At 66.8% G+C, this 12,238-nt stretch carries 14 protein-coding genes; all 14 read left to right on the top strand.

All coding sequences use genetic code 11. The features are described 5' to 3' along the window. A partial coding sequence (locus DBR36_RS01545; protein ID WP_219927600.1) for a hypothetical protein occupies positions 1-1,151 on the top strand: 1,151 nt, incomplete at its 5' end. After that, positions 1,121-1,504, top strand: a complete 384-nt coding sequence (locus DBR36_RS17470; RefSeq protein ID WP_108317265.1) for a hypothetical protein — start codon at positions 1,121-1,123, stop codon at positions 1,502-1,504. The genes DBR36_RS01545 and DBR36_RS17470, both read left to right, overlap by 31 nt. Positions 1,505-1,644: 140 nt before the next feature. Further along, a complete protein-coding gene (locus DBR36_RS01535; protein ID WP_108317264.1) occupies positions 1,645-2,676 on the top strand; it encodes a phage portal protein in 1,032 nt (343 codons plus the stop codon). After that, the gene (locus DBR36_RS01530) at positions 2,673-4,271 is read left to right on the top strand and encodes a hypothetical protein (protein ID WP_108317263.1); all 1,599 of its coding nucleotides are present in this window, start codon (positions 2,673-2,675) and stop codon (positions 4,269-4,271) included. Before DBR36_RS01535 ends, DBR36_RS01530 begins: the two co-directional genes overlap by 4 nt. A 15-nt stretch (positions 4,272-4,286) precedes the next feature. Next, on the top strand, positions 4,287-4,793 hold the full coding sequence (locus DBR36_RS01525; protein ID WP_146185166.1) for a hypothetical protein: 507 nt from the start codon (positions 4,287-4,289) through the stop codon (positions 4,791-4,793). Beyond that, positions 4,790-5,164: a hypothetical protein gene (locus DBR36_RS01520; RefSeq protein WP_108317261.1), complete on the top strand. Its 375-nt coding sequence runs from the start codon at positions 4,790-4,792 to the stop codon at positions 5,162-5,164. The genes DBR36_RS01525 and DBR36_RS01520 overlap by 4 nt, the downstream gene beginning before the upstream one ends. Positions 5,165-5,168: 4 nt before the next feature. Continuing rightward, complete coding sequence (locus DBR36_RS01515; protein ID WP_108317260.1) at positions 5,169-5,588, top strand: hypothetical protein; 420 nt, start codon at positions 5,169-5,171, stop codon at positions 5,586-5,588. Between the two features lie 65 nt (positions 5,589-5,653). Continuing rightward, positions 5,654-6,157, top strand: coding sequence for a hypothetical protein (locus DBR36_RS01510; protein WP_108317259.1), 504 nt, complete (start codon positions 5,654-5,656; stop codon positions 6,155-6,157). Position 6,158: 1 nt separating this feature from the next. Next, a complete protein-coding gene (locus DBR36_RS01505) occupies positions 6,159-7,775 on the top strand; it encodes a hypothetical protein (RefSeq protein ID WP_108317258.1) in 1,617 nt (538 codons plus the stop codon). A 3-nt stretch (positions 7,776-7,778) separates the two neighbouring features. Next, positions 7,779-8,141, top strand: coding sequence for a hypothetical protein (locus DBR36_RS01500; RefSeq protein WP_108317257.1), 363 nt, complete (start codon positions 7,779-7,781; stop codon positions 8,139-8,141). Positions 8,142-8,154: 13 nt separating this feature from the next. Then, positions 8,155-8,523, top strand: a complete 369-nt coding sequence (locus DBR36_RS01495; protein WP_108317256.1) for a hypothetical protein — start codon at positions 8,155-8,157, stop codon at positions 8,521-8,523. 34 nt (positions 8,524-8,557) lie between these two features. After that, positions 8,558-11,335 (top strand): hypothetical protein, encoded by a 2,778-nt coding sequence (locus DBR36_RS01490; RefSeq protein WP_219927599.1) that lies wholly within the window; start codon positions 8,558-8,560, stop codon positions 11,333-11,335. 10 nt (positions 11,336-11,345) lie between these two features. Continuing rightward, complete coding sequence (locus tag DBR36_RS17160; protein ID WP_146185165.1) at positions 11,346-11,543, top strand: hypothetical protein; 198 nt, start codon at positions 11,346-11,348, stop codon at positions 11,541-11,543. Positions 11,544-11,553: 10 nt separating this feature from the next. Then, positions 11,554-12,238, top strand: a 685-nt coding sequence (locus DBR36_RS01485) for a fibronectin type III domain-containing protein (protein WP_146185164.1), incomplete at its 3' end; no start/stop codon positions are given.

Here is a 12,238-nt window from a genome sequence, read left to right as displayed (position 1 = left end):
CCTCAGGACCCCTCATGCGACCCCCCACGCTCGACCAGCTCCAACGCCAGACCACCTGGATGGCGTGGCGTCGGCGTGCCCTATCGCCCCTGAATGTGTCGGATCTCGTCACGTCCGCCGAGAGTCGACGCGAGTTCCTCGAAGGGTGCCGACTTCTCGGCGTATCGAGTCCGAAGCCGCACCAGCTCCTGATCAACGACATGCTGGCCGCTGGTCTGGAGACGAACGGCGTGCTCATCCCCCGACAGGCTGGCAAGACGAAGACGCTGACGATCATCGCGCTGGGTCGGTGCGCCCTGCGTGAGCGCTACAACGTCGGCATGACGATCACCACCCAAGCCACGAAGACGTTCGAGATCTTCGAGACCACCGTGATCGATGAGCTGGAGCTGGTGTGGCCTGACGAAGACTCGCGCCCGTTCAAGTCGTACCGGGGCAAGGGCTCGCAGCACGTGCGCTTCCCTAACGGCTCCCGCTTCTCCGCCAAGAGCCCGAAGGGGTCGAGCTTTCGAGCGTCGTCCTACGATCTCGTCTGGCTCGATGAGGGCGGCGAGGCATCCCCCGAGCAGGCCGTGGACCTTCGGGCGGCGATCTATTCGACGTTCGACACCCGACCTGACGCGCAGCTCGTGGTGACCGGCACCGCGGGCACGTTCCGGAAGGGCCAGCTCCTCTTCGAGGCGCTGGAAGATGAGGGCAACGGCGTGGTCCGGTACGCCTTCCCGGAGGACGTGACGGCTGACGAGCTGGCCGCGTGGGAGCCCACCGAGGAGTTCCCCTACGGCCGGGTCAAGGAGCTGACGCTGGCCATGCACCCCGGCATCAGCTCTGGGCTGACGACCATCGAGAAGGTGGCCAAGCGCTTCGTTGCGCTGAAGGAGCGCTTCGCCGTCGAGTACGGCGGTATTTTCGTGAGGGCCAAGGAGCCATCGACGCCCAGGCGTGGCACGACGCCCGCCAGGACATCACTCCCGAGGTGCCCGCCCACTTCGCACTGGGAGTCATGCCGTCCTTCACCGGCCGCTCTGCCGCTGTCGTCGCCGCGTGGCGCGACGCGGACGGCAAGGCCTACGGGTACGTGCTCGACCACCGCCCGGGCACAACGTGGCTGGCCGAGGCCGTGGCCATCATCGCCCGCCGCCATGACGTAGCCGTGGTCTACGACACCAAGAGCAGCGATATGCGCGTGGAAGTCGAGACCATGTCGCGGATGAACCCGAGCCCCCGGCTCGCGCCGCAGCGCTACGAGGACGTGACTGCCGCAGCCGCGCTCCTAGTGAAGGACGTGAACACAGGGAACGCCGTGCACTTCGACCAGCCGATGATGAACGACGCCGCAGCGGATGCCGTGCGCCGCACTACTGGTCCGAATGCATGGGCGCTGGGCCGTCCCCCGAAGAAGGATCAGGCGGACATCAGCCCCCTGGAGGCGTGGGCTTTGGCGCTCCGCTACTACGACGAGAACCCGGCCTACGAGATGATGCGCCCCATCATCGCGTACTAGCGCTAGTTATCCACAAGTTTCCACAGCCTGACCGGCCAGAATGACGCGCGGCCGATACTCCAGCCGTGGGAGTAATCGACCGTCTCTTTTTCGGTAACGGAAGCCGTCGCAGCGTCTCTGCCGTTGCCAATGGCTCCTCCGTGGTGCCCACCGACTTCGCCTCCCCATGGACCGAGGGCAACCTCTCCAGGGTCGTCTTCAGTGACATCTTCGGTCAGGACGTTGATGTCGTAGACCGCTCCGTCGCGATGAAGGTCGCACCCATCAAGCGCGCCCGCTCGATCATCGTGGGTGCGCTTGCGGATCTTCCGCTGGTTGCTGTCCGCGATAGCAAGCCCGCCGACCGTCAGCCCGCGTGGCTCACCTCCACCCGCACCGTCGAATCGGTGCAGCACCGCATGGCCTGGACCATCGATGACCTTCTGTTCAGCGGCTGGAGCCTCTGGGCCGTCAACCGCTCCGAGGACACAGGGACCATTCTCGACGCGGTGCGGGTCGCGCCCTCTCGCTGGAAGTTCGATCCAGAGACGCCGCTGGGCATCCGCGTGGACGATACGCCCGTCACCGATGAGCGCTCCGTCATCCTCTTCCGTGGCTTCGATGAGGGCATCCTGGCGACCGGTGCCGATGTCATCCGTGGTGCCCGCGCCATGGATAAGAGCTGGGTGGGTCGGGCCACGAACCCGATTCCGGCCATGGTGCTCCATGAGGTCAGCGACGGAGGTACCCGAGTCACCCCAGAGGCGGCTCAGGAGTACGTCAATCAGTGGTCCAAGGCCCGCAAGAGCCCGGACGGCGCGGTCGGCTTCCTGCCCTCCTCGCTCCAGATGGAGACATACGGAACGGTCAACGCCGACCTGTACGTGGAGGGCCGCAACGCCCTGCGCATCGATGTCGCGAACATGACCAACCTGCCCGCCAGCCTCCTCGACGGCTCCGCGGCCACCGCCTCGCTGACCTACCAGACCGCTCAGGGCAACTTCAGCCAGCTCAACGAGTACCTGGACTACTGGGCCAGCCCCATCGAAGCGCGCCTCAGCATGGATGACGTCACCCCCCACGGGCAGGTCATCCGATTTGACCGCTCTAGCCTCTCGCTGGCCACGACCTACGGCCCGTCCGCGCCGCCCGTCGAAGCCTCCGAGCCCCAGACCCCGGAGGTGGCGTCGTGACCGAAGATCTCGAATTTGGCCTGTTCGCAGTCGACCAGGACTCCCGCATCGTGCGCGGCATCATCGTCCCTTGGGGTGAGGCCAGCGCCGTCAGCTCGACCGGAAACGCTCCGCTGACGTTCCGCCCCGAGGACATCCGCGTCCCCCGCGACCACTCCGTCGTGGTCCTGAACCGTCATCACGACCGCTACGACCCCATCGGTCGCGGCGTGAAATTCGACTCCTCTCACGAACGGGGCCTGTATGCCGAATACCGGATCGCGGAAACCGAAGAAGGAGATGCCTGGCTGGCTGACCACGGGTCTCTTGTTCGCCTTTCTCCTGAGCTGCGCGATATCACTCGCCATGCAGACGGACACGCCACAGCTACCCTGACCGGCTCCGCGCTGGTGGAAGCAGGCGCGTTCGCATCGGCCGGCCTTTTCGCCATCGGCGACGTGGTCGACGCCCCCGCCCCCGAGGCCGACCCGGCGCACATCGTGCTGGATGCCGAGGCGGCACCCGAAGACATCACGGTTCGCACCCCCGAAGGGTCGACCGTCTACACACCCGACGACGAAACCCCGTCCGAGGAAACCAATGAAGAAGGGGAGTTCGCAATGTCGAATTCGCTCGTGCCGGACGGGGTCCAGACCCCCGAGGCTCCCAAGGCTGACCTGTCCGCTCGCGGACTTTTCGCCGCTGTCCACAAGGCACACACCGAGGGCGACACCTCTGCCCTCGTGCCGTTCCACAAGGCTTCCCAGGAGGCCGGTCTCTTCGCGCTCTCCGACGTGAAGTTCAATGGCACGGGCGGTCTGAACAACAACGACCAGCTCACCGGCCCCCGCTACCTGGGTGAGCTGTGGGCGGGCCGTCGCTTCGACCGCACCGTCGTTCCCCTGCTGACCCAGGACACGCTGACCTCCCTCAACGCCACCGGCTGGGTGTGGAACGCGAAGCCGACCATGGCGACGTGGGCGGGAAACAAGGCGGCGGTGCCCTCCAACACCCCCACCGTCACCCCGACCAGCTACGCCGCTCAGCGCTTCGCTGGTGGTCACGACCTCGCCCGCGAGTTCTACGACTTCAACCAGACCGATGTCATCGAGTCGTACGTCCGCGCAATGGTCGACTCCTACGCGACGCTGTCTGACGCGTACGCGCTGACCCAGCTCGTGGCCGGTGCTACCGCCGTGACCCTGGGTGCTGTCACCGGCACGCAGTCCAAGGCCGTCAATGCCATCATCGACCTGGCCACCGCCGTCGCCAACAACCGCGCTACCCCGTCCTACGCACTCGTGGGTGCGTCGGTCTACCGGGACATCTTCACCACTCAGCAGACCGGCTCCTACGCCTACGTCTCTGGTGAGGCAGAGATCAACGTGGGTCGCATCGCGGGTATCCCCGTCTACTTCGACGGTCGTCTTGCGGCTGGTCAGGTGGTCGTGGGCTCCAAGGAGGCCGCTACCGCTTGGGAGCTGGCCGGTTCGCCCATCCGCGTCCAGGCCAACGACCTGGTGAACGGTGGAATCGATAACGCGTTCTTCGGCTACATCGCGGTCGGCGTGACCTTCCCCGGTGCCGTCGCCAAGGCGACCATCACCTACGCGTGAGTCAGAGGGGCGTGCGTGATGTTGTGGGTTACTCATCAAGAGGTGCGGAAGGTCTGGAAGTCCGCACCCGCCGATGACGACGTGCTGGAGTTCTACCTCCAGTCCGTCGCGCCTGCCATCGTCGCGTACGCCCCTACCCCCACGGTCGCGCCCGCGCCCCTCGCGCCTGCCGACTGGCCCAAGCCGACGCCTGACCCCGCACTTGCTGGGCAGTGGATTGTCTACACCCAGGCCGGCGCGGTCGCGGCGAAGATCCTGAATCCAAACGCCGAGTGGCATCACTACTGGTTCGGCACCCCACTGGACCCCGCAGCGCCTATCGACTGGCTCGAAGAGTCGGACGTACCCGAGGCGTGGAAGCTGGCCCTCATCATGCAGGCCCGCAGCGTCTACAACGCGGGGCAGGCTCGCGCGGGCGGCAGTGAGTTCGGCAACGAAGACTTTTCGATCTCGATCTATCCGCTGGACTGGCAGGTCAAGCAGCTTCTCCGTCCGATCCGTGGTCTGGGGGCCATCGCATGAGCGTCCGCAAGGAAGTCGCGGCCAAGCTCGCCGCCGACTGGAAGACCATCCCCGCCCTGGCTGGTCTCCGCGTGAAGGCCACCGAGAACCTGCCCGACGCCATCCACGAGGACCTGGCCCTCATCCGCCAGACCTCCATGGGACGCGCTCCACAGTCCCCTCAGGGGGCCTGGACGGTCAAGCTCACGCTCTCGATCTTCTCCGCCCACGAGGACCTGGACCGCGCAGCAGAAGACTTGGACGGCTATGTCGAAGCCGCCCTGGAATACCTACCCAAGAACTTCCTCCATGAGGACGCCGAGCTGGCCAAGTACGAAAACCGCCTGGTGTACCTGATCCCTCTGACCATCACCGCCAAGAAGGAGGCCTAGCGCCATGGCTACCATCACCGTTCAGCCCATCCTGCTGACCAACATCGACCTGAAGATCGCCGCCGACAACTACGAAGCCGCGGTGAGCAAGGTCCAGTTCGACCCCACCAGCTCGATTGTGAAGTGGAAGGGCCTGACCCCCGCGTCGGTCTTCAACTTCTCCACGTCGGCCGACTGGACCGTCACCCTGGAGTTCGCGCAGGACTGGTCCACGCCCAACTCCCTGGGTCAGTACCTCCTCGCCAACGCTGGCAAGCAGGTCACCGTGACCTTTAAGCCGCAGAAGCCCGCGACTGGCACTAGCCCCACCTGGACGGCCACCGTCATCATCGCGCCCGGTGCCATCGGTGGCTCCGTCGACACCGTCGCGTCGGCGTCCGTCACCCTCGCCGTCGTCGGCGTTCCCGCGCTGACCGTCGCGTAACAAACCCCCGGGCGGCGTGTGGGCATGCACGCCGCCCGGTCGGGCCACCTGAAGGAGGTGTCGCCATGCGAATCGACGTGTTCAAGTCCCCCGAGCTGCTGGCGACCATCTACGCCATCCGCTCGCTCGATAAGACCATCCAGAAGAAGGTCCGCGAGCAGACCAAGGCCGTAGCCGCTCCCGAATGGAAGAAGGCCCTGGCCGAGCGCGCGGACACGAAGCTGGAGCACCGCGTCCTGGTGGACACCGCCGTGGTGTCCGTGAGCAACCAGAACGTGCGTATCCAGTCGGCGTCCAAGGGTCGGCCGCTGTCGGGTGGCCTGAGCCCGAAGGTCGACTACGCGCCGGTAGAGCACGGCATGAACCCTAAGAAGGTCACCTACAGCCGCAAGGGCCGTAAGGGCGGTACCCACAAGGTCACCCGCACGGTCGGCACGGCGTTCAAGGCTCCCCGCCGCGAAGGCCCCTTCTGGGGAGCCGCCCGAAACATGGTCCCCCGCATGGCGCGGCTCTGGGTGCAGACCACTGTGAAGACCATCGGCAACGCCATCGACGGAAAGCAGGAGTGACGTGGCACTTTCCATCGACATCGCCGCCAACACCCGCCAGGCGCAGGCCCAGGTCAAGGATCTCTCCAAGGATCTCGACAAGGTCGCCGACTCCCTGGATGACCTGGCGTCCGAGGCGAAGACTTCTGAGCGCGCTACGGAAGGCGTCGCTGACGGTCTGTCCGAGATGGGCCGCGAGGGCGAGTCCGCGGGCGACAAGCTCGAAGCATCCTTCTCCAGCATGGTCGCGGACGCGAAGAAGGCCGAGCGCGCCGCGAAGGACGTAGGCGACGCAGGTAAGAACATCGGCGACGGTGTGAAGCGTGGAACCGAGCGTGCCAAGGAGGGCATGAGCGAGTTCAAGTCCGAGGCCAACTCGACCGCCCGCGAGTCCGCGGCATCGTTCGACGGCACGGGCGAGTCCATCACGGATGTGTTCCAGGAGGTCGCGGCTAACGCCTTCGCGGGCTTCGGCCCCGCGGGAGCTGCCGCTGGTCTGGCCATCGCCGCCGCCTTCGGTGCCATGATGCAGAGCGCCGCCGACGCCCAGGAGAAGCTTCAGGAGGCCCGCGAAGCCGCCGCCGAGCTGGCCCGCGAGATGTACGACAACGGCGGCACGCTGCCCCTGAAGGACCGCATCGACGAACTGTTCTCGACGCTGTCCAAGGAGGCCAAGGCTAACGGCGCGCTCCAGTCGATGATCGACCAGTGGTCTGACTTCGGCACCGTCCTGGAAGACCTGGAGGGCACCGCCGACGCGGTGAATAAGCCGGTATCCGAGCTGATCGACGCGCTGTCCGGCAACGACCTGGACCAGACTCGCGCCGTTCTCGAAGCCGTCAACTCCGAGCTGGACAACATGTCCGACTGGACCCCGGTTTGGGATGAGCAGTACCAGTCCCTCAACGGCTACAAGACCGAGCTGGAAGCCACCCTGTCGGCTCAGGAGACCGCAGCTCGACTGAACGAAGCCGTGGCCGAGTCCGGGGCCGCTGCTGCCGCACGTCGCGCCCAGGCCGAGGAGGAGGCGTCCGCTCGCATCCAGTCCGCCACGGAAGCCGTTGTGGAGTCCTCGCTGGGCGCGTACGACTCCATGCGTAACGCCGCGTACGAGAAGGCCACCGCGGACAACCAGGCCTTCGACGTGGGCAAGTGGCTCACCTATGTGGAGGAGACCCGCGCCCAGGCTGACGCCTACAAGGCCAACCTCCAGAACATGAAGCTGTCCCCCGGCGAGTGGGAGAACCTGCTGTCGCTTCCCGAGGAGGCCCGCGCCGGTATCGCCGCGTCCTACGCCTCCAGCGGTGAGGACGGCAAGGCCCGCATCCGTGCCGCCCTGGGTGACGGTGGAGCCGGTGAGGCGGGCTCGGAAGCCGCCGTGTCCTTCGACGCAGCCTTCAACCCCGATGCCGAGATCAAGCCCCAGGTGGACACCTCCGCCGCCGAGTCCAAGGTCAAGGAGCTGACCAAGGATCGCGAAATGAAGATCCGGGTCAAGCTCGACACTTCCGAGGTGGACGCATGGACCCCGCCGCGTAAGACCGGCACCGTGCGCGTCGGCGTGGACGGCACCGCGTGGGACCGCTACACGCCCGCTACGAAGATCGCCTACGTGCGGTCGCAGCCGCTGGGGGGCTGATCCATGGCCAGCTACATCACCGCCAACAACGGCGCGGGAACGACCGCACCGACCGTCATCGACGGCTACTCCACCGAGCGGGAGTCCCGCAACGTCGTGCACGACCTCATCGGTGGCGGCATCGCCACGACGCTCATCCTGCCGCGCCCCCGATCCGGGGAGCTGGTCCTGCACTACGCGGCCGAGGTGCAGGCGTGGGGAGCGCTCGCGCTGCTGTCCAATGAGTCGGCGTACGTGCTGACCGACAGTGAGCGCCCCGGCGTCGGCATGGTCTTCGTCGTCAACGGCAACGTGCAGCTTGCGCTGGACGACGACACCCGAGAGACCTGGACGGTCACCGTGCCGTACCAGGAGATCAACACCTAAGAAGGAGCACATCATGGCTGGACTCACCCGAGCACGCCAGCAGGCAATTCTGAACACCGAGTTCCCGACGACGTCGGGCACCGATCACATCGCCTACTCCACCGATGGGCTGAGCGAAACGACCATCCTCACCCGTACCGCCATCGGCGCGACCGGCTGGGCGTCGGCGACCTCCGCGGACCCGTCCATCAAGACGACGGTCAACGCGCTCACCAGCGCTGCCGCGACCGGGTCGGGCACCATCACCCACTTCGCCATCTTCAGCGCGTCCACCGCGGGCACGCAGAAGACCGACTGGCAGGCGCTGACGGCTTCTCGCGCCATCGTCGCGGGCGACACCATCGCGTGGAACGCGGGAGCCATCACGATCTCGCTCGACTGACCCGCCGTCCGACCCATACCCGAGGGGGTGACCCATGCCCGTACCCGTTTTGCGAAATAAGGTGACGACCGCCATTGGTTCGGCGGCAACGTCGTTCGCCGTGACGATGCCCACCCACGTCGCCGGTGACCTTCTCGTCGTGATCGCCACCGCGGACGGCGCACCCACCCTCACAACGTCCTCCACGGGCTGGGTGAAGCTGGATGGGTCGACGAACTACGCCGCCACCGCGGTCTTCGGCAAGGTCGCAACCTCCGCGGCCGAGACGCTGACGGTCGCTTCCACCGCATCCGAGCAGTACCGCGCCACCGGCTGGGCCTTCTCCGATCACAGCGTGAGCGACGTGACCACGCTGGAGACGGCACGCGCGTTCGCGGACACGTCCGGCGCGGGTGAGGTCCCGGGCATCACCGTGTCCAAGCCCCTGTCGTACTACCTCATCGCGGCTCTGGGCGGCGAGTCCGGTGGCTCCACCGCGGCGTCCAACTTCACCCCCACGGGCGTGACCTCGCCCTGGTCCAACTTCCAGGTTGCTCAGGCCACCAGCACCAGCGACGCCATGCAGGCCACCGCGGACACCACGCTGGTCGGACCCACCACCCTCGCGCCGGGAACGTGGACGCGCTCCACCGGCATCACGCGCGGATACTTCTCCAGTGTCGTGGCCATCCCGGGTGCACCCGACATTCCGCCGTCGTCGGGAACGGTCACTGTCGTCTCCGCGGTCAGCGGCTCTGTGACGCTCTCGCTGCCCGTCAGCGGGTCCGTAAACGTCGTGACGGCATCCGTGGGCGCACCGACCAAGCAGAGCCCCGCAGCGGGCGCTGTGGCCGCTGACAGCGTCGTGGCAGGTAGCGCCGAGGTCATCGCCAAGAACCAGGCGTCGGGCGCGGTGACGGCGTCCTCCGTCGTCGCGGGCACGCTGTCGGTCAGCGCGCGCGCCACCGCGTCGGTCACCGCCGTGTCCACCGTGGTGGGTGCGCCGTTCAAGATCACCACGGCCTCCGCAGCCGTCACCGCGACCTCCGTCACCGCCGCCACGGTACGCCTTCGCCGCTACGCATCCGGTGACGTCGTCGCCTTCAGCTCCGTGCGTGGCGCGCTGAAGATGATCGAAGCACCCGATCTTCCGCCTACGGTGCTGATGCGTCCAGAGGCGTCGCTGACCGTGGCAGGGAAGACTCTCGCCGCCATCGATGGAGACGCCGCGCTGGACGCCGCCCGGGTGCCGTACGCCATGGCCACGGTGGAAGTCGCTGTCACCAACCCCGCCACGGTCGAAGCCATCGACCCCCGCCAGGGTGTGCGTGCGGTGCTGTCGGCATCCAACGCGGGCGTCAGCTCTCGCACCTTCAACCTGGGTGTGCGAGAGCGCACCATCGACCACGCCGCGAAGACGATGAAGCTGGAGCTGGCTTCCGATGAGGCGCTGCTGATCGACTACGCCCCCATCACGCAGGATCTCGGCGCATTCGAGATGCAGAACAGCCTTCGTTCCATCGTCAACTACGTGCTGGGCAAGGTCGTTCCGGGTGCGAGCCTCCAGGCCGGGGGTGCCCCCGATCAGCAGTTCCTGGTGGCTACTGACTCCACCAACCTGTTCCCAGACCCGCGCTACGAACGCACCCCCGAGGGCGGCTACGCCATCCTCAACGCAGACACCATCCCGGACACCACCTGGGCCGGAACCGAAAACCTCGCGGGTGTCCACCTCTACAACCCGACGAACGATGATGCATGCGTCCAGCTCTCCAACAACAACGCGCTGCCGTACGGCATCCAGGTGGGCCGGTCCTACACCTTCAGCGCGACCGGTGCTGTCCGTTCTGCCATGGGTGGCAGTGAGCAGACAGCTCGCTCTCGCCGACTGGTGGTTGTTGGTCGCGTGAATGGGACCTACACCGACCTCGCCCGCTCCGCTGCCGTCCCCACGTCAATCGACGGCGGCACGCGCGTTTCGGTCACGTTCACCGTCCCCGAGGGGTGTGACCAGATCCTTCTCCGCGCGTACCACGGGCACACGTCCGGCACGATCACCTGGCGCGCGTTCCGCCTGTCCGAGAGCCACGACTACCCCGGCCCCCACAACTGGCAGTACTTCGACGGCTCGCGCCCGAGTGACGGCCTCCACGCCTATTCGTGGACCGGCACGCCGAACGCATCGACCTCAAAGCGTGTCGCTCTCATCGACCGTGCCCCCGAGCTGCTGGCCTGGGAGCCCGGTGTCTCGGCGTGGGAGTTCCTCGCGCCCATCGTCACCAACGTGGGACTGAAGCTCTGGTGCGACGAGAACCGCGTCTGGCGACTCATCGACCCCGCTGAGTACGCCCTTCCCGGTGTGCTCAGCGTCACCGGCTTCAACGCGACCGAGGGCACCGACACCATCACCCGATCCGACCCCGAGGTGTACTGCACGGGCGTCATCGTGAAGTACCGCTGGCGTGACACGTCGGGCACCCAGCGCGAGGCCCTGGACTCCGCAGGCGTTGCAGGCTCCGTGCTGACCATCGACTTCGACCGCCCCTATCCCGGCCCGGGTGCCGCTGCCGCCATCCTCAACCGCCGAGCCGGTCAGGGCCGCGTGCAGGAGGTCACCGCGCTCAGCGATTACTCCGCCACCCCCGGTATGGAGGCCCGCATCACCCTGCCGTCTACGGCCGACCAGCAGGGCGTGCTGACGTCCGTGTCGTGGTCGCTCACGGAGGGCCTGATGCAGGTCGGCACGAAGGGCCTGCTGGACCTTCAGAAGGGCTCGATCAACGCCCTGACCGGAACCATTGACCAGCTCACCGGAACCATCGACAACCTCTAAGGAGCACCCCATGGCCGTAGGAGATGCCGCAGCCGCCGCAGGCTTCCAGCTTGTGCCGGGCTCGCTGCCCGCCAACCAGATCGAAACCGAGATCAACCGCAGCCGCGACTACATCGCAGGGGTGCAGACCACCCGTGCGCGCTCGAAGGTGTCGTCCACGGCACCCGCCAACCCCCAGGTCGGGGATCTCTGGTTCGAGCCCATCTAAGGAGTGACCCATGGGCACCATTCGCATCGGCGGCGTCGTCAAGACCGGCCCCAGCACGCAGTTCTGGCTGGAGGCCGACTGGGTGCGCCAGGACTGGGGCGGCAACTACTCCGTCCTGGGCGTGTGGCTCCGCGCCGCGAACGGCCCCGCAGGCTCCACCGGCTCCTTCGCCAACGTCTTCGGCAAGCAGACCGCCCACGCCAACGGGTACATGTATGAGCACAACGGCAACCCGTTCCTGCCGTCCGGCTACGCCCAGAATCAGACCCGCTGGCACGACTACCAGGAGCGGGTCTTCTACCACGATGGTGAGGGCTGGCTGGGTGGCGTGGGCCTCGCCATGGAGCTTCAGTACGGCTCCGTCAACGAGATCCACTACGGCTCCATTGGCGCACCAGGACGCATCCCGAAGCCTCCCACGGCCCCGCAGAACCTCCGTGTGGCCGACGTGACGCCCGTGTCCGCAGGCGTGTACTACGACGGCCCTGCCGACGTGCGCGGCGCAGGCGTGGAGCAGTACAAGGCCACCTGGTACGAGATCAACAACAGCACCAACCCCATCATCTGGGAGGACTACAACAGCCAGGGCTACACCAACCCCCGCGGCCTGGGGAACGGCCCGGGTCCCGAGCTGAAGCCCGGGCAGGTCTACCACGTGTACGTGCAGGCGCGGAACGCTGCCGGGTGGGGACCCG

Origin of the sequence: Microbacterium sp. HMWF026 (assembly GCF_003061325.1) — a bacterium.
Lineage (GTDB): Bacteria > Actinomycetota > Actinomycetes > Actinomycetales > Microbacteriaceae > Microbacterium > Microbacterium testaceum_E.
This window is presented reverse-complemented; position numbering and strand designations above follow the sequence as displayed.

Excerpts from the sequence above, each read along its gene's own strand:
- DBR36_RS01500 (WP_108317257.1), top strand. The coding sequence starts at position 7,779 with ATGGCCAGCTACATCACCGCCAACAACGGCGCGGGAACGACCGCACCG.
- DBR36_RS01495 (WP_108317256.1), top strand. The coding sequence starts at position 8,155 with ATGGCTGGACTCACCCGAGCACGCCAGCAGGCAATTCTGAACACCGAG.
- DBR36_RS01520 (WP_108317261.1), top strand. The coding sequence starts at position 4,790 with ATGAGCGTCCGCAAGGAAGTCGCGGCCAAGCTCGCCGCCGACTGGAAG.
- DBR36_RS01490 (WP_219927599.1), top strand. The coding sequence starts at position 8,558 with ATGCCCGTACCCGTTTTGCGAAATAAGGTGACGACCGCCATTGGTTCG.
- DBR36_RS01510 (WP_108317259.1), top strand. The coding sequence starts at position 5,654 with ATGCGAATCGACGTGTTCAAGTCCCCCGAGCTGCTGGCGACCATCTAC.
- DBR36_RS17160 (WP_146185165.1), top strand. The coding sequence starts at position 11,346 with ATGGCCGTAGGAGATGCCGCAGCCGCCGCAGGCTTCCAGCTTGTGCCG.
- DBR36_RS01515 (WP_108317260.1), top strand. The coding sequence starts at position 5,169 with ATGGCTACCATCACCGTTCAGCCCATCCTGCTGACCAACATCGACCTG.